The 17959-nt window shown below is 41.3% G+C and carries 18 protein-coding genes and 1 other RNA gene; 4 read left to right on the forward strand and 15 right to left on the reverse strand.

The window, feature by feature from the left end; genetic code table 11:
* Positions 1 to 388: 388 nt before the first annotated feature.
* The 7 genes from recR to IEU81_RS06215 all read right to left on the reverse strand — a co-directional run bounded on the left by recR (position 389) and on the right by IEU81_RS06215 (position 5800).
* The gene (gene recR, locus IEU81_RS06185; RefSeq protein WP_035810375.1) at positions 389 to 985 is read right to left on the reverse strand and encodes a recombination mediator RecR; all 597 of its coding nucleotides are present in this window, start codon (positions 983 to 985) and stop codon (positions 389 to 391) included.
* On the reverse strand, positions 986 to 1309 hold the full coding sequence (locus IEU81_RS06190) for a YbaB/EbfC family nucleoid-associated protein (protein WP_092597797.1): 324 nt from the start codon (positions 1307 to 1309) through the stop codon (positions 986 to 988).
* A gap of 70 nt (positions 1310 to 1379) precedes the next feature.
* On the reverse strand, positions 1380 to 3017 hold the full coding sequence (dnaX, locus tag IEU81_RS06195) for a DNA polymerase III subunit gamma/tau (protein WP_186089704.1): 1638 nt from the start codon (positions 3015 to 3017) through the stop codon (positions 1380 to 1382).
* 117 nt (positions 3018 to 3134) lie between these two features.
* An RNA gene (gene ffs / locus IEU81_RS06200) (signal recognition particle sRNA large type) lies at positions 3135 to 3401 on the reverse strand.
* A 45-nt stretch (positions 3402 to 3446) separates the two neighbouring features.
* The gene (locus IEU81_RS06205; protein ID WP_186089702.1) at positions 3447 to 4433 is read right to left on the reverse strand and encodes a carboxypeptidase-like regulatory domain-containing protein; all 987 of its coding nucleotides are present in this window, start codon (positions 4431 to 4433) and stop codon (positions 3447 to 3449) included.
* Positions 4426 to 5226, reverse strand: a complete 801-nt coding sequence (locus IEU81_RS06210) for an ABC transporter ATP-binding protein (RefSeq protein WP_092597788.1) — start codon at positions 5224 to 5226, stop codon at positions 4426 to 4428. The genes IEU81_RS06205 and IEU81_RS06210 overlap by 8 nt, the downstream gene beginning before the upstream one ends.
* Positions 5227 to 5344: 118 nt before the next feature.
* A complete protein-coding gene (locus IEU81_RS06215; protein ID WP_092597785.1) occupies positions 5345 to 5800 on the reverse strand; it encodes a YehR family lipoprotein in 456 nt (151 codons plus the stop codon).
* Positions 5801 to 5992: 192 nt separating this feature from the next.
* On the opposite strand from IEU81_RS06215, the gene IEU81_RS06220 reads away from it, so the two are divergent.
* Together IEU81_RS06220 and IEU81_RS06225 are read left to right on the forward strand one after the other, a co-directional pair.
* On the forward strand, positions 5993 to 6910 hold the full coding sequence (locus IEU81_RS06220) for a DUF2382 domain-containing protein (RefSeq protein ID WP_092597782.1): 918 nt from the start codon (positions 5993 to 5995) through the stop codon (positions 6908 to 6910).
* 89 nt (positions 6911 to 6999) lie between these two features.
* Positions 7000 to 7446 (forward strand): DUF1801 domain-containing protein, encoded by a 447-nt coding sequence (locus tag IEU81_RS06225; RefSeq protein ID WP_186089700.1) that lies wholly within the window; start codon positions 7000 to 7002, stop codon positions 7444 to 7446.
* 25 nt (positions 7447 to 7471) lie between these two features.
* On the opposite strand, the gene IEU81_RS06230 is transcribed toward IEU81_RS06225, so the two are convergent.
* The 5 genes from IEU81_RS06230 to IEU81_RS06250 are packed head-to-tail and all read right to left on the reverse strand — an operon-like array spanning position 7472 to position 12858.
* On the reverse strand, positions 7472 to 8707 hold the full coding sequence (locus IEU81_RS06230) for an MBL fold metallo-hydrolase (RefSeq protein ID WP_186089699.1): 1236 nt from the start codon (positions 8705 to 8707) through the stop codon (positions 7472 to 7474).
* 18 nt (positions 8708 to 8725) lie between these two features.
* Positions 8726 to 10081, reverse strand: a complete 1356-nt coding sequence (locus tag IEU81_RS06235) for an ABC transporter substrate-binding protein (RefSeq protein WP_231957196.1) — start codon at positions 10079 to 10081, stop codon at positions 8726 to 8728.
* Between the two features lie 6 nt (positions 10082 to 10087).
* Positions 10088 to 10909: a carbohydrate ABC transporter permease gene (locus tag IEU81_RS06240; RefSeq protein ID WP_186089697.1), complete on the reverse strand. Its 822-nt coding sequence runs from the start codon at positions 10907 to 10909 to the stop codon at positions 10088 to 10090.
* Positions 10910 to 10919: 10 nt separating this feature from the next.
* Complete coding sequence (locus IEU81_RS06245; RefSeq protein WP_186089696.1) at positions 10920 to 11813, reverse strand: carbohydrate ABC transporter permease; 894 nt, start codon at positions 11811 to 11813, stop codon at positions 10920 to 10922.
* Positions 11803 to 12858, reverse strand: coding sequence for an ABC transporter ATP-binding protein (locus IEU81_RS06250; RefSeq protein ID WP_092597773.1), 1056 nt, complete (start codon positions 12856 to 12858; stop codon positions 11803 to 11805). The genes IEU81_RS06245 and IEU81_RS06250 overlap by 11 nt, the downstream gene beginning before the upstream one ends.
* A 327-nt stretch (positions 12859 to 13185) precedes the next feature.
* On the opposite strand from IEU81_RS06250, the gene IEU81_RS06255 reads away from it, so the two are divergent.
* Positions 13186 to 13602: a hypothetical protein gene (locus tag IEU81_RS06255; RefSeq protein WP_092597769.1), complete on the forward strand. Its 417-nt coding sequence runs from the start codon at positions 13186 to 13188 to the stop codon at positions 13600 to 13602.
* Between the two features lie 106 nt (positions 13603 to 13708).
* On the opposite strand, the gene IEU81_RS06260 is transcribed toward IEU81_RS06255, so the two are convergent.
* Complete coding sequence (locus IEU81_RS06260) at positions 13709 to 15445, reverse strand: GMC family oxidoreductase (protein ID WP_186089694.1); 1737 nt, start codon at positions 15443 to 15445, stop codon at positions 13709 to 13711.
* Between the two features lie 18 nt (positions 15446 to 15463).
* The gene (locus IEU81_RS06265; protein WP_186089693.1) at positions 15464 to 16252 is read right to left on the reverse strand and encodes a gluconate 2-dehydrogenase subunit 3 family protein; all 789 of its coding nucleotides are present in this window, start codon (positions 16250 to 16252) and stop codon (positions 15464 to 15466) included.
* A 169-nt stretch (positions 16253 to 16421) separates the two neighbouring features.
* Between IEU81_RS06265 and IEU81_RS06270 the strand changes: the two genes are divergently transcribed.
* Entirely contained in the window at positions 16422 to 16865 is a 444-nt protein-coding gene (locus tag IEU81_RS06270; protein WP_186089691.1) for a hypothetical protein, read from the forward strand.
* Between the two features lie 244 nt (positions 16866 to 17109).
* Here IEU81_RS06270 and IEU81_RS06275 read toward each other — a convergent pair whose 3' ends face one another.
* The gene (locus IEU81_RS06275; RefSeq protein ID WP_186089689.1) at positions 17110 to 17895 is read right to left on the reverse strand and encodes a VLRF1 family aeRF1-type release factor; all 786 of its coding nucleotides are present in this window, start codon (positions 17893 to 17895) and stop codon (positions 17110 to 17112) included.
* Positions 17896 to 17959 lie beyond the last annotated feature (64 nt).

A 17959-nucleotide genomic window follows, 5' to 3' on the forward strand; every position in this document is an offset into this window, starting at 1 on the left:
CATGATTGGAGAACTTAAACTTAAGCTCTGTTGATACTGCTGACAGTATCTCGTTTGCGTTTATATTGTTCGCCTCAATCTGTGCTCCTATATAATAGAAGACTTCTTTATTCGGAATTAAACGTTGACATATTGTCATTCAGTTTTCAATGTTCTTTGTGTTAAACTTTGTGTTTTTTCTGTTAAGCTCTTGTTGACTGCTTTATTAGTATAGCATGTGAGGTTTTCAATTGCAAGCACTAATTTGTTTCTTTTTGTTAATTTCTTTGTTGTGTTTTGTTGCGCGCTTGTTTCGAACCCGACAAGAGATAACTATACAGGACAATCGAAAAGAACGCAACCCTTTATTTAAATTTCTTATAAAAAAATTATAAGAGCCTTTCGGCTCTTATATTTCGGTTCTATATTCAATGGCTTTTGACAAGGTCACTTCATCCGCATACTCAAGATCTCCGCCTATCGGCAGCCCGTGAGCGAGCCTGGTCGTCTTAATCCCTATCGGTTTAATCAGACGTGTTAAATACATGGCTGTAGACTCCCCTTCTATATTCGGGTTTGTCGCGAGGATCAGTTCATTAACTTCCTCGTCTTTTAAACGTTCTAATAATGAAGGGATGTTTATATCTTCAGGACCAATACCGTCCATTGGGCTGATTGCCCCCTGCAGTACATGGTACAGTCCATTATACTCGCGCATTTTTTCCATGGCGATGACATCTTTCGTATCCTGCACAACGCAAATTGTTGACCGGTCTCTATTTTTATCTTCACATATATAGCATGGATCCACATCGGTGATGTGACCGCAGACGCTGCAGAACGTCAGCTCCCGCTTCACCTGCATCAGGCTCTTCGAAAAGTCGACAACGTCGTCTTCTTTCATATTAAGTACATAAAATGCCAGGCGCTGAGCTGTCTTTGGCCCAATACCTGGCAGTTTCATGAAGCTGTCTATCAGCTTGGATATCGGTTCAGGATAATGCATTTACATCATCCCTGGAATATTTAAGCCTTTAGTATGCTTGCCTAAACGTTCGCTTGACAGTTCATCCGCTTTATTTAAAGCTTCGTTTGTTGCAGCTACGATTAAGTCCTGCAGCATATCGATATCATCAGGATCGACAACTTCTTCTTTGACGATAACGTCGATGACTTCTTTATGTCCTGATACTACGACTGTCACCATACCGCCGCCAGCTGTACCTTCAACTTTTTCTTCTTTTAATTTTTCCTGCTCTTCTTCCATTTTCTTTTGCATTTTCTGCATCTGTTTCATCATGCCTTGCATGTTATTCATACCACCGCGCATGTTTTCATCCTCCGATACATTATTTTTATCACTTACATATTATATATGATTACTATCTTTTTACAAACTATCAATCATTAACTTCTACGATATCTCCAAACATTTTTTTAGCAATGTCCGAAGACTTTTCCGGCTGCTGTTGCTTTTCCTGAATATCGTTTCTGTGGTTATCGATATAATTTTGGCGAACTTGCTGCCAGCTCGAGTCAGGTACTCCGACAACCTGCACCTTTTTCCCTATAATAGTAGGAATTAAATTTTCAAGTTCTTCTTTCTTCTCTGCGTTCTGGTTAATCAGCTCTGAATGAACATCGTTATCGAACTTAATCAGCACGTGCGTATCACTCGCTGCGACTGGTACAGAGTCTTTAATCAGTGCACGAAGAGACTGAAGACCTTTTTCTTCTATATATTGATACACACCGGGCCAGCCGTCTTTCAGTTTAACCAGGTCATCCTTATTAGCTGAATTTAATACGCGTTCAATTTTTTCAACTGAGAATCCCTGCTTACTTCTCGGCGCCGAAGGTCTTTTCGGCTTCTCTTTTACCGTCACACCTGACGCTATTTTTTGCTCGAGATGTTTAAGCTGAGTTCTCAGTTCTGCGATTTCATCTGACGATGCACTGCTAGCTACCGCCGCAGGTTCAGGTGCATCGAGCACTCTGATCAGTTTAACGATAACAATTTCCAAGTGGACACTCACGTTAACTGAAAAACGCATGCTGACCATAGCATCATTCAGCACGTCGATCATTTTATAGAGCAGGTCGTCTTCAACGTGCAGGAAAGCAGTTTCTTCTGATGTTTGACCCGAGTGCTTCATCAGTATGACATCTCTTATAAAATATACGAGTTCGTGGATAAGGCGCGTCGGATCTTTCCCTTCATCAATCAGCTGATGGAACTTTTTAAACGCCGCTTCAGAATCCTTCTGTTCAACTGATTTCATCCAGTCGTTCAATTCATCTCTTTCAATACCGCCTGTGATCATTACGGCATCCTGCATTGTTATTTTATCATTTGAAAATGCAATGACCTGATCCATGATTGACAATGCATCGCGCATACCGCCCTCGGCAATACGCGCAATATATAGAAGGGCGTCTCTGTCGTAGGATGTGTTTTCCTGCTCGGCAACGAATTCAAGACGTTCTGTAATTTCATTCAAATCGAGTGATTTAAAATCAAAGCGCTGAGTACGCGAAATAATTGTTGCCGGTATTTTATGAGGTTCTGTTGTAGCCAAAATGAAGATAGCATGCGCCGGCGGTTCTTCCAGCGTTTTTAACAGCGCGTTAAATGCGCCCGTCGTTAACATGTGCACTTCATCTATAATATATACTTTAAACTCCGCTTCAGCAGGAGCGTATTTTACTTTATCTCTAATATTGCGAATTTCATCTACACCGTTATTACTCGCAGCATCGATTTCAATGACATCATTGGCACTGCCGTCAGTAATAGAGACACATAATTCGCATTCGTTGCACGGCTCACCGTCTTGTTCATACTGACAGTTTAAAGCCTTGGCAAACACTTTAGCAATACTCGTCTTGCCGGTACCCCGGGGGCCGCTGAACAAATAAGCATGCGATTCTTTATTTCTTATAATTGCATTCTGCAAAGTTTTTGTGACGTGATGCTGGCCGACGACATCGCTGAACTTCTGAGGCCGAAAAGCTCTGTATAACGCCTGGTACTCCATTAGTATGGCACCTCAACTTTTCATAATTTCTAGCTGTAATTATAACACACAGCCTGCTCTAAATTCCTTTTTTAGGCATAAAAAAAGACCTCATCCAATATGAAGTCAAAATAAAAACCGTGCACCACTTTGTCGAATATGATGAACAAGCGTTACTCGACAGACCAGCTCAACCACGGCAACCCTACGGCACATAGAATGGGCCACTTAATGCTGCTTCCTTCCGGACCTGACATGATTCATGACGTTCTATTGCATAGGACCGCGATCTCAGCACTGGAACTGTCGAGGCAGTCCTCACACTTCAAATCCTCAAAAGTGGAATTCAGCCTTGCTAGAGCGGATTGCAAGTACAGGGCACCGCTACCTCCCCACTTAGCACGGTATGTTTTATAATACCAAAATAGCTTAAGTGATGCAAGAATTCTTTTATCGCTGTGATAATTTCCTGAATAAAGCAATACCCACCGCTGCGAGCAGAAGTATTGTACCTGCTGAAATTAAAATCAGCTCAAACGCAGACATGCCGTCGGACGCATCTGCTGACTGCTGATCTGTCTCAGCTTCTTCTACAGGCAATTCCTCTTTAGTTTCTTCTTTTTCTTCAGCTTCTTCCTCAGGCGCTTCCGCCGGCGGCTCAGTTTCTTCTGCAGGTTCTACCGTAATTTCATAACCCAGCTTGTTGCGATTTTCGACTGTCACTTCCAGAGGTTCCGACACCGCTTCATAGGCATCGCTGTCAGCCGCAGACAATGTATAAGTCCCGTTAGCAACGTCAGTAAAAACAAACTCTCCGGATGCGTCAGAAACAGTTTCGATCGTATCACTGCCGTTCGAAAGTATAAGTGTGACATTTTCAGCCGCTTCATCACTGCCTGTCACAACACCGCTGACAGTATAGCCTTCTCCCTGCACTTCATTAATAGAGAGTTCAGGTTCCGGTTCAGACTGCACTTCCGGCTCGGGTTCCGGTTCAGGCTCTATATACACCTCGGGTTCGGTATATTCTTCTTCCGCTTCCTCATAAGGTTCAGTGTAGGGCTCAGTATATGTTTCTGCGGGTTCAGTTTCTGTATAAGGCTCGGTATATGGTTCAGTATAAGACTGTCCATTTTGATTATTATAACTTTCATTACCTGTACCGTTATTATAGCTTTCATCATAGCCATTATTAGCTCCGCCGCTATTCCAGTCTGTGCTATTTTCAGCACTATTATTCTGATCTCCCCCGTTTTGATAACCTCCATTGTAACCCGGGTCTTCATATGTATTGTTGTACTGCGGTTCTTCGTAGTAAGTATTTCCCTCTGCACTATTGTCGTACATAGTATTCTCATCGCCCTCTACTGCCAGAGCACGTTGAGGAAGAAACATTAATAGTGCTGCCGCTAATGTTATTGCAAATTTCTTAGTCATTATTACCCTCCGCATCATTTACAACCAGCCATGGTCTGTCATTTTCAAAAAATACTTTAACTCGTGTTTTGTACGTTTCACTCAGCAAATCACTAGTCAGGACTTCCCGCTTCGGCCCTGCTGCAACGATCTTTCCGTCTTTAATCAGAAGCACATGTGAAATTGCACTTGTTAACTCTTCGATATGATGTGTGACGTAAAGCAGATGCCTCTGTTCTTCAGGAATGCGCTGTACAATTTTTAAAACATCTTCACGTGCACGTATATCCAGACCGCTGCATGGTTCATCTAATATTAAAAGCTCCGGGCTCGCCATTAATGCACGCCCAATTAAAATTCGCCGTCTCTCACCTTGTGAAAATGTATGATACGTTCTGTCAGCGAGGGACTCCAAACCTAGATCCCTCATAATCTCTTTCGCTCTTTTAAAATCGTCTTCATCAATATCCTGATAAATGCCAAAAGACGAAAACTTACCGCTCAGTACGATATTCAGACCTGTCTCTTTGTTCAAAGTCTGATGGAATTTATCTAAACTCGAACTGACATAACCAATCTTTTTACGCATTTCAGGGAGACTGGCTGCACCAAATTCAGTACCGATTACTTTCGCACTGCCGCTCGTCGGATAGTTATAGCCCATAATAATATCGAGTATCGATGTTTTGCCGGCACCATTCAGCCCAAGTATCGCCCACTGCTCGCCTTCATTTACTTCGAATGTGACATCATCTAAAATTGTATCGCCATGTCGCCGCCAGAAGACATTATTTAATGAAAGAACTTTTTGCATCGTCATCACTCCAACAACATATTCTTTTCTATTATAACCAGAAAATGAAGGTTACAGCATTATAAAAAACGGGATATTTACCGAAGTATTACATTCGGTAGATATCCCGCTGCTGTTCCTACTCTTCGACTTCAGTATAACCTTGCTGCTCCAGCATTTCTGCGGAACGTTCCATACTGACTCCTTCAGATGGATCTCCTTCACCTTCAAAGTTCATACCTTGTACGCCTTCTAATTCTTCTGAGTCAACCTCATCGTATACGATGGTCAATGTTTCAGTCGCTTCTTCATCACCAAATTCAAAACTGTGTTCTACGCCAGATAAGCCTTCGTACTGCTCAGCCATACTGCCGAACATTTCTTCAGCCTGCGCTTTATCCATCCCAAGTTCTTCATAATTAATGATGTTCTCCGTTGATTGACTGATGACTTTATCATCATCATGAGTATAAACCAGTGTACTTTCGATACCCTGATCGCTCATTTCGAATGTTCTGGTCTCCTCATTGCTGCCGCATGCCGTAAGTACAATCATCACTGCGGCAAATAAAAATAATGCCCACGCTTTACGCATAATTATCCTCCTAGTTTCCTCTTACTATTATACATACCTTATACCGCATCAAATAAACCAGCAAAATAACATTAATAAACATTCTCTTATGTTTCAGAAAAAAAGAAGCGGGTAGATTACTAACTGTGACACAGATGATTAAAAATAATTATTATCAAATTGAAAAAAACTATCTCTTGGAGGGGAATATTAATGAGCAGAATCGAAAATTACGTTACAGAAAATGATGCCTTAACACGTGTTGAAGAATTACGAAATGAAGGTATCGCAGACAGTAACATCACGGTCTTATCACAACAGCCTATCCAAAATGATGCTTTTGCTAACAGCGAAGTAAACTTTAGAGATGCAGAAGGTTCAGCTTGGGATAAATTCGTTTCATTCTTCTCAGCAGATGATCCAGAAGAGAAAGTTTTAAATGACTTAGGACTGAGCGAATCAGAACAAGTACAATACAGAAATTCACTGAATGCCGGCGAAGTTTTAGTTTATGTTGATGCAGCAGATCACACTGAAAATGCAGCCGCTATGGACTACGGAGAAACTCGCAGCACTTCAAATGATAATTATGACTATAACAACACTGATACTGCAGCTGCGGGTATCGCAGGTACAGCAGGCAGCAATGCAGATAATAACTACAATGCTACTGAAAATGCAGGTGCTGAATATAATACGTCTGCAGATAACGACTCCGAACTTGATGCACGCGCAGTTGAACGTGAAGACGGTCTAACTGAAGAAGAGAAAATCCAGCTTCGTGAAGAACGTGTCAATGTCGAGAAAGAAAACGTTCAAACTGGTGAAGTCAAAGTTGATAAACACGTTGAGACTGAAACACAGGAATTTGATATCCCTGTAGAACGTGAAGAAGTAGTCGTTGAACGTAATCCAGTTGACAGCGAACCGGTAGAAGGCGGCCTACCTGAACAAGAAGATGTGGACGAAGTGCGCATCCCTGTAAATGAAGACCGCGTGAATGTGAATAAAGAAAATGTTGTGAATGAAGAAGTAACTATTAGAAAAGAAAGTCATGAAGATGTAGAACATGTTTCTGAAAATGTTCGTCATGAAGAACTGGACGTTAATGAAGACGACCTTAGAAAATAATATTTAAAGATTAATGTTACCCGGGAAATATCCCGGGTATTTTTATGTTTAAATGACTATAATGAAATTAAAGACAGAGGAGGTTTGTTATGACTTTTGATGAATATGCTGAAGCTGTAGATGACAAGTGGAAGGATGCATTTTTAAAAACATGGGAGACAATTGAAACTCACCTGCCACCCGGTTTTGAAGTAGCCGTTTCTCATGGCATGCCTGGTTTTCAAGTCCCGCTTGAAAAATACCCGGAAGGATATCACGTCGATCACGAACCGCTGCCGTTTATCGGCATCGCTGCTCAAAAAAGACATCTGGCAGTGTACCATATGGGGATGTACCGCGAACCCGAAATTTACGACTGGTTTACTTCTGAGTATCCGAAACACATGACGACTAAGCTGAACATGGGCAAGAGCTGTATACGATTTACCAACCCCAAAAAAGTGCCCTATGATCTTCTTGGCGAACTTGCAGAAAAAATGACTGTAGATGAGTGGATTGAACTGTATGAATCCCGCCGTACAGGACCCGACGCATAAAAAAACCGGCATTCAGCCGGTTTTTTTACGGTTTCAATATGTCACTCAATAGATAAGGTGTCTCTTTTTTGGGAATAAATGGCGTCATGCCGTTCTTCCTCAGTGCTGTTCCCTGTTTTTCAGGTTCAAATGTATGCCAGGGTACCACGCGTTGTGGATTGACAGATTCTGCAATAGTTAAAATATCTGCTTTAGACGCATGTCCTGAAACACTGTAATCCTTAAATTCAAATTGACTGCGCTGCAGGATTGTTTGCATGATTTCATACCTTGGATCGTAATCTCCAAGCGGCTCTCCGTTCATGTGTATATAAGTCCCTGGTGATAATCCGCTGATTTTTTCAATATCTGAAAAGTGCAGCTGAATCACACGATGTTTTGTATCCTCTAAGTCTGTCCATGTATGCACCGGATCATCCGTATATATTTTCAGCAGTTTTGAAAACTCTGCATCCCAGTATATCGGACGGTCCATTTTAATGCTTAAGCGGTTCAAACTAGTTAGACGATCAATATTCCTCGGATAAGGATTAATCACAATGTTCTTATCCTCATCGATGAGAAGCTGTGTAAAATCATCCAGTAAATCACGCTCTGTTCTCTGTACATCATCGCTGCTATCCGATAAAAAACTGAACGATGTGCCTTCTATCATTAACAAATCCACTGGTTGTGCCTGTTCGATAAATGTCTCCATATTTCCCGGGTGATAACCATTTTTACGAACATCACCGCTATGCAGTATTCTTTGATTGCCGCCTTCAATTAAGATGCCGGCAGAACCGATAGTATCGTGATCATTTTCAATAAAAGAAACTGAATAATCACCGACTTGGACCGTTTCATTAAAAGGGACACCGTGCAGGTCAGCGGCAACTTCAACTTCCATTCCGCACATCAATAAAGCGTCGTAAAGATTCTTAGCTGCTTCTGACATATACACATCAGTACCTTCAGGCAGATATTTTAATCCTGAGTTGTGATCTAAATGAAGATGACTCACAAATACTGCCTGACTTTGAAATTCACTGTCATGAATTCCCGGAAATCTTTTAGTAAATTGACGTGTATCAAATAAATAGGGTATTTTCGGCAGTTTCCCTGCTGATATTAGAGCTTCAGCTGCCGGCATACCTGAATCATGATCGTAATTTTCATCAGGCATGCCAAAATCCATAATTACACGATTTTTTCCGTTATCTAAAGAGAATATGTTGGAACCAATTGTATGGAGTCCATTCCAGAATGTAATGCAGTCCACATTTTCAGCCCCTCGTCATTAGTTATTTTCTTCAATAATCTGTGTTGTTTCTTCCTGCAGATTCTGCATTGTTTCTGTCACTTCTGCACCATCGATTAAAATTGCATCCTGAGCCTGTGTCATTGCATCGCGGTATTCACCAGAACCTGCAAACATCGGTGATGCGATTGCATATTCAGTTTCTGCTGCAGCCGCTGCCGCATTCGGGTTTTCTTCCAGATAAGTCTGATAGACTTCTGTATTAATTCCTTCATTCGTGACCGGTACATAACCTGTCGCCATTGCCCATTCCGCAGTATTTTCAGGCTGCAGTAGGAAGTTCATGAATGCAGCTGCACCTTCTTGTTCCTCGTCAGTTGCTGAAGAGAAGACAGTTAAATCATTACCTGCTAATAACGTCAGAGGCTCTCCGCCGCCGTATACTGGCAGTTCAGCTGTCGACCATGAAATTCCACTTTCTTCAGCTCCTGGCTCAACGTGTGATAAACCTGCTGAAGATCCTAAGTACAAGGCAACATCACCGCGGCCAAACGGACCAGACATGAAACCATCTTCCCCAGCAGTTCTTGCCCATCCTGCATCAATTCCGTCTACGATGTACTGCATTGGTTCTGTCGCATTTTCTTCACCGATATCTACAGTCGACAAGTCATCAGAAATCCATTCTGCTCCATTTTGTCTTGCCATTGTTTCTAATTCCATTTCAACACCTGCTTCTAAACCAAGTGCAAAACGATCATCTCCAGCAGCCTGCATTTCTTCGCCAAGTGCTTGAATATCTTCAAAACTTGCTGGTACTTCAGCGTCATATTCTTCTAAAATATCATCGTTAACGTACATAATTCTAACTGATTTCGCAAAAGGCACAGCCATCATCTGATCCTGGTATGACACGCCTTCCAGAAAGCCCGGGATAATATCATCTAACACTTCCTGATCGAAGTTTTCACCTGCTAATAAATCATCTAAAGGGACGATTAAATCGTTAGATGCCCAGTCGGGAATATTTGATGCAGTTGCCTGAGCAAGTGTCGGCAGATCATCTGAGACACCTGAAGCCATAATGCTTTGATTTAAAGTAGAGTAATCGCCCTGATTTTGTTCAACAACTTCAAACTCGTCCTGTGATTCGTTAAAATTATTTGTTAATTCAGTGATTGCTTCCTGATGCGGTCCGTTCATTGCATGCCAAAAAGTTACAGTTGTTTTATCACCGGAAGCCTCATCTTCGCTTGCATCCTCAGTCGTTTCAACCGCTTCATCACCGCTTGCTTCCTCTTCTGACTCAGTTGACTCTTCACTGCTATTTCCACAAGCTGCTAAAACAAACACAAACATCGCCAGCATTAAACCAAGTAAAAATTTCTTGTTCATTATAAATTATCCTTTCGTTCCGGTATTCGCGATACCTTTAATAATGTATTTTTGGAAAATCATGTAGAACACAATCATTGGAACAATGACAAAAGTTGATGCAGCCATCAGCAATTCGAATCGTGTGCCTGCTTCAGTCGTAAATGACTGGAGTCCGACAGGCAACGTTCTCATCTCTGTAGCATTCGTTACAAGAAGCGGCCATAAGAAAGCGTTCCATGAACCGATTACTTTTAGGACAACCATCGTAATAATTGAAGACCTGCTCAAGGGTACCAGCACTTGCCATAAAAACCGAAAGTCAGAACACCCGTCAATTTTTGCTGCATAGTACAAATTATCCGAAATTGATTCGAATCTTTGTTTGACGATAAAGACCGAAAATACACTGGCCAGCCAAGGTACAATCAGTGCCATGTAAGTATTAATCCAATCCAGATTTGCCAGCGTAACAAAGTTCGGGATAATCAGCAGCTCCCCTGGCACCATCATCGTTGCTAAGAGCAGTGCAAACAGAATATCTTTGCCGTAAAAGTTTAAGCGCGCGAAAGCAAAAGCTGCGAGTATCGCTGTTAATACTTCACCAATAGTGCTGAGCAATGTAACAAAAACACTGTTAAGTAAATATCTGCCGAACGGTGCGACCTGGAAAGCTTCAACATAGTTGCTAAACTGCATTGAGCCCGGCCACCAGACCGGCGGCATAGCTGTTGCTTCTCCTGCTGTCTTTAACGATGTTGCAATCATCCAGTAGAAAGGGATTATCATCGTTAATGCACCAAGTCCAAGCAGTATATAAATCAATGTTTTTTTGCTGATTTGTGCCATGAATGCCCTCCTATCTGTAATGAACAAATCGTTTATTAAACCAAATCTGAACAATCGTAATGACGAAGATGATTAAAAACAGCACAATGCCGGAAGCCGAAGCAACACCGTAATCAAATTCGGTATAGAACTTTTTATACAAGTAATATACAACTGTAATCGTCGAGTTGGATGGTCCAGGCTGCCCGTTGAACAGGGCGTATATTTCATCAAACACTTTGAAATTATTAATAATCGAAATAATTGATACGAGGAAGATCGTCGGACCGAGCAGCGGCACTGTAACGTTGACAAAACGCTGCCAGGCATTTGCTCCATCAATTTTTGCAGCATCATAATAAGTCTTTCCGATATTATTAAGCCCGACTAAAAATAAGAGAATGTTAAAACCTAAGCTTTTCCAGATTGCCATAATAATTGCTGCAGGCATGGCCCAGTCAGGATTCGTCAACCAGTTTATCGTGTCGATGCCAAATAAACTGAGCACGTAATTAATCAGCCCGTATTCGGAGTGGTACAGCCATCTCCAAACAATTGATATCGCAACTGTACTGGTAACAAACGGCAAAAAATAAATCGATTGAAAGATTGGCTTTAGCCGTTTGATGTTGTTGAGCAGTATTGCGACGGCCAATGCTAAAATAATCGATATCGGCGTAACAAAGAGCACATACACAAATGTGTTCATCAATGCCTCAGCAAACTCCTCATCACTGACCAGAGTTTCAAAGTTAGTTAAACCGTACCCTCCGATTTCACCGGAAAAGATATTGAAATCATCATAGAACGCCATAGCAAACGACTTAATAATCGGATATATATTAAATACGCCGATAATTATAAACAGCGGCAATATATACCAGAAAGCCTGAAATGTTGCTTTCCAGGTTTTTTTATTCTGCATCGGTTGTCACCACGCGATTTCCATCACCGTCAAAGAAAAACATATTCGATATGTCCGTTCCAAAAGATACCATATCTCCTTCACGGAAATTAATCTCTACATCAGCAATATCAACCATCTGTCCGCTTTCAAGAACCAGACTGACCTTGCGTTCTTTACCGACAATTTCTATACGTTCGGTTATACCTGTAATGACAGCCTCTTCGGAGTTTGTATGTATCCAAGACTCGGGACGGATACCTGCAAGGACCGCGCCCTGCTGCTTAAGTCTGCCTGAAATGTTTTGCGGCAAGCTGTCTTCAATGTCTTCCATTTCGAATATATTCATCTCTGGACTGCCTAAAAACCTTGCTACAAATAAATTGTCCGGGTCATCATACAGCTGCTGCGGATTGCTGTTTTGCTGAATCACTCCTTCATTCAGGACCATTACTTTATCAGAAATACTGAGAGCTTCTTCCTGATCGTGAGTGACAAATACCGTCGTTACACCAGTTTCCTTTTGAATTCTGCGGATTTCTTCGCGCATTTCTGTCCTTAACTTTGCATCAAGATTGGATAACGGTTCATCCATCAGCAAAATAGAAGGCTCTTTGGCAAGTGCCCGGGCAATAGCAACACGCTGCTGCTGACCACCTGACAACTGTCCCGGTTTTTTGTTCAAGTGCTCTGAAATCTGTACCAGATCCGCAAGTTCCTGTGCTTTTTCTAAACGTTTCTTTTTGTTTACTCCTGCCATTTTTAACGGGAACATAATATTGTCCTGAACTGAAAGATGAGGATACAGCGCGTAGTTCTGAAATACCATTCCAACTTTCCGCTGCACTGCATCTTTTTTAGTTACATCTTTGTCGTCGAAAAATATTTGTCCATCCGTCGGAAAGAGCAGCCCTGATATAAGCATGAGTGTCGTAGACTTACCGCACCCTGACGGACCAAGAATGGACACTAAAGAATGATTTTCTATATCAAAACTCATATCCTTTAATACTGTTTTATCATTTTCATCATATTGCATAGATACGCTGTTAAATCTGACTTCCATGTAAATCCTCCTTGCTCCGTCTCTCTAACCGGGCATCTCTAAGTCTAACAAGCCACTTTTAAACGTATGTAAATTTAAAGAAAAGTTATTGTTTCCTTGGATGTTTTGTTGTATTCTATAGTGCTACTCTCTTATAGATTTCTAATATTTTTATCGATTAATCCCTTTATAACTGCCATCTAAGGCTTGAAACCGTGAGATAAAAGCCGATTCAACACCTCCGCTTTGTTAAGAAGGTGTAAATTCCTCATGAAAATGTACTGTGTTTTACTCATTATATTCAGGGTAGATAAAGAGAGAGATGAATCTCTCTAGGAGGGGATAGAATTGGCTAGATTAGAAACATATGTAAACGAAGATGATTTACTGAACCGTATTCACTTATTACGGAGAGAAGAAAACGTAACGAATAATCAGCTGACTATTTTTTCGAATACTTCATTTGAAAGTGTTGAATTAAACGAAGACGTTAAAACGAAAACAATCGACGGTACTGCCGGCGATAAGTTCGTCACTTATTTCTCTGCAGGTGACCCAGAAGACCGGCGTATCGCTGACCTCGAGTTGACACATGAACAGGAAGCGCTCTATGAATATGCACTTGACCATCACCAATTTATCCTTTATATCAATAGTCCCGATTTAAACGGTGTGTTTAAAACAGAATTGAAAGACATGCCTTACGATGAGGATACAGATGTCGTTGATATGGATAAAGTCCGTGATGACGGCAGCAGAAAATAAATTTTTAATGGCAGGTTGACTAGTCAGCCTGTTTAATTTTATGAAAAAAACTGCCTCGTACGCTTAAAAAGCGCCCGAGGCAGTTTTGTTTATCTATATCTTTTTATTAATTAGCACCAGCGACTTCTCCAGCTTCAGCTAATTGTCTGTTGTCTTCTAAATACATTTTAATGCCGTCTGCAGCTCTGTATGCAAGCGCACCGACTGTACCTGTCGGGTTATAACCGCCGTTATGCGGGAAGTTTGAACCGCCGATAACGAATACATTATCTTCATCCCACATTTGAAGGTAGTTATTAACTACGCTTGTTTCCGGATCGGCACCGATAATCGTTCCGCCGACAATATGGTCATTGTGTGCAGGGAAAATATCAAAGTGTTCCGGAAGTTCTCTTCGATGTGTTTCAACGGCACCCATTTCAGTTAAGATTTCTTCAATTTTTTGTCCGATAAAGTCATGTGCTGCTCGGTCATGATCTGTTAAATCGTAAGTCACTCTCAGCAATGGACGTCCGTAATCATCTTTATACGTCGGATCCAATGATAAGTAATTGTTTCTATGAGGTAATGTAATCATTTGAGCATGCGAAGACAATGATTGAGTAAAAGCTTTAATTGATTCTTTTTTAAACTCTGCTCCCCAGTTTTTAACGCCGGGCGGAACAGTGTTCTGTTCAATTGGACGTTTACCTGTTTGTTTCAGTGCAATGTTAGCTCCATGAATAAAATCAAGGTCTGTATGATCAAAGTTGTCATTATTAAATTCATCAATACATATACCAAGCGCACCAGCACCCGTAACTGTATTAAATTCTTTATCGAAGAAGCCTGTCACTTCCGGCGTAATATGAAGACAATAGTTCTTACCTACAGAACCCTCCCCAGTTTCAGGGTTATAAGGAGTACCAAGGTCTGAGTGAAGAAGCAGCTTAGTATTATTTGTCGTATGACTTGTAACGACTACAACATCTGCAGGCTGGAAAACTTCTTCCTGAGTTAATGTATCAATATAGAGTACACCTGTAACTTCATCGTCTTCTTTAACGATTTCCACTACGTTTGCATGAGTACGCAGTTCAAAGTTTCCAGTCTCTTTTGCTGTAGGTATCGTAGTGACGATTGGTGATGCTTTAGCACCCCACTCACAACCAAATTTTTCACAGAAGCCGCAATATTGGCAAGCATTAATTGTCTGCCCATCAGGGTTAACGAACTGTTGAGAGATCGTAGATGCTGGAATCATGAAAGGCTGATATCCTAATCGTTCACATGCTTCCTTATATTCTGTCAGAACCGGCACTTCTTTTAGCGGCGGTGTCGGATAAGGCTCTCTTCGCTCTGGTCCCATCGGATTTTGCTCACCGCTGACACCTGAATTCAATTCATATTTTAAGTAGTACGGTTCGAGTTCTTCATAAGTGATACCCCAATCCTGAATTAGGTAGTCATCAGTTAATTTATCTTCACCGTATGTTTCATCAGTCATTGATTTGATTTCGAAATCGTACGGGTGGTATCTCCATGTATCACCGTTCCAGTGAACACCGCCGCCGCCGACATCTGTACCGATTAAAAACGCACCATAGCGTCTCATCGGCAGAGCTTCCTCATCTGTGCTGTTTCGGTAAGTCAGTGTTTCTCTGGATAAATCCTGCATCATTTCATGACCAACAGCAAATCTGTATTCATCGTGTGCTGTTAAATAATCTTCGGTTTTCTTTTCTTCTCCGCGTTCAAGTCCTACGACATTCTTGCCATCCTTAGACAGCTCAGCAGCAACGATACTGCCTGCCCAGCCAAGACCAGCGACGACAACGTTTGTTTTTTCTAATTCTCTAGCCATGATTTTTCCTCCCGATAATTATTCCTGTGATTCAGCGTGACTTGAAAGCGGCATTGTTTCAAGTTCAACAGGTCCATCCTGTTCTACTTCATTGATGTAACTCATATGCGCACCAGGGAATTTCTTCATTTCCCAGCCTTGCATTCCTTTATTTCCTCTATACAGCGGGTCTGAATATACGCCTGACAAAGTAGCTAAGCGCAGTTCTTCAAAGAAATCACTCGCTTTGGCACCGCGCAAGGTAAGTTCATCTGACTCCAGCTGCGTTAAAATTTCATCCTGCTGTTCAGCTTCCAATTCATAGAATAACTGCTCGTGATTTTCCTGTGCAGTTTCGTTCATGACTCGTATCGCTTCCATATACAAATCTTTACGCAGTATCGGGTACTGTGGTCCCTGGAAACCCGTGCCTTCTTTAAAAGGTCCTTTCATGTACTCGCGGGCATTGACACCATAGCCTCCAGCAAGTTCATGATCAATAAACCAGCCAACGCCAAGAGCCAGCGCTCCAGGCCCTAAATCATCTTCGGGGAAAATGCGCTCTGATGCAGCCTCTATCGTTTTAAAATCATCGGCTTTCGAGAAGAATTTGTATGCACGTGTGTAATCTTCCTGCGGCGCAGCTTGTTCATTGCTTTGTCCGCTGTCTTCAGAAGCTGTTTCTGTTTCAGGACTTTCTTCCGACTCATTCGTGTCGAGAAGAGATCCTAAATATGTACCTGCGACTAATGACCCTGTTGCAATACCAGACATTTTAAGGAATCCGCGTCTGGAAAAAGTTTTTTCAGTTTCATAATTGTCAGCCATTTTCCCACCTCAAGTTATATATTAGTATATGATTATATTAAGTGACTAATTAATCTTATCGTAAATTCTGTATATTCTCAAGATACCGGCAACTTGTTTTTTCATTTTAAAAAAGTTAGACATTTTTCACTTTTTTTATTAAAATGACCATGTTAGGGAGGCAGGAGACATGAACATACCATTCAGCAAGTTTTTTAATTATCTATTTAGTCATAATCCAAATGTCGATGTGAAGTACAAAGAAGAACGATACAGCGGGGATATAAAGGTAACCAAATTTTTGGCCACTGACATCGCAAAAAATCTTGGTGAGAATGAACAGGATACCTATTCCGAATTCATGAATAATATTACAAAAGCTGTCCGAGATCAAATCAGACAATCTAATCTGTACCGCTTCGTCGCTGTTATCGGCTTGCTGGTTGCAGTACTCGGTCTCAGCATGATTGTGTATTTTACTACCGGCAATACTTGGGTTATTTTTGGCGGCGCCTACTATTCTTTCTTTGCTTACCTGCTCGTCGAGGCTTATATCCAAGCCAACCGCAATTATTTTGAAGATCAGCTTTATAAAAAATTGAACACCGAATATTTAACTGAACTCAGTAAATAGACAGTTTAGAATTAGAGAACTTGTAATTTGATTCACAACGGGAATCCGCCGTTGCCGCGCACAAATCACTTTCCTTATAACAGACTCAGAAAGTTCCTTGACTTGAAGCAAAAATAAGAGGCATGTTTCCTGTAAGTTACAGGAGACATGCCTCTTTTAAAATATACAGCTAAAAAGTGCGCGTCCATTCAGCCCGCAGAGCTCATCTCAAGAGGACTCTCGGGCTTTAACTGATTTCCACACTCTATATCAATGTTTCAAATACTTCATTTAAAATTTCATGTTCGGGTTTTGATCCGAGGTTTTTCGTTATAACACCTTTTAGCTTGCCTGAATTCATATGAGATTCCAGCTCGGAGACCGATTCTTTACTCCCGATCAGGTACATACCTTCCAGACCACGGTCTTTCACTTCTTTTTCAAGCTGTGCAGCCAGACTCTTATACCAGCGATGCTGATTTTCTTCAAAACGGTGCTGGAATTCATCTTTCCCTCCGCCTCTTGCTAACGACTGGGCAGCTTCTTCAGGATCTACCCAGTTTTCACTTTCGACATCCCAGCTGTATTTTTTAGTGTCCCTAATAATCCCGAGTGACGTTTCGATAAATGTCACCTTCGCCTGCTGGACTACGACTAGTGCCGTTTCAGGGAATTGCTGTTCCAATGCTTCAATCTGCTGTGTTTCTGCAGTTTTACCCCAGTGGAAGGATGTGGTTACAGGCACTTGCAGCACGCGCGCTCTCCACAGTTCCCCGTCTGCAGATGCAATCAGTATAAATCCTTTGCGCATTTCTCTCTGATGCACCGCAATTTCTGTTTCAACTTTATCTTGTAATTTTTTCAATGCTTTCAGCTCTGACGGCTTATCTTTAACGTCCTCTTTTAACTCTTTCAATCCATTTTTTAAATGGATTTTCCATTCTCCGTTAGATAGATTCCCCGAGCTCGCATCTGTATTTAAGTGAATGGTCAGTACCCCTGTTTCATCATGCTTTGATTTAATTTCTTCAATAATTTTAGCTAATGACATAATCTCTTCTGCCCCTTTCTTAAATTACATAATTCCAATACATTACCCTTATACATTCCATATA

Origin of the sequence: Jeotgalicoccus aerolatus, from assembly GCF_014635205.1 — a bacterium.
In the GTDB taxonomy this organism is placed as follows: Bacteria; Bacillota; Bacilli; order Staphylococcales; family Salinicoccaceae; genus Jeotgalicoccus; species Jeotgalicoccus aerolatus.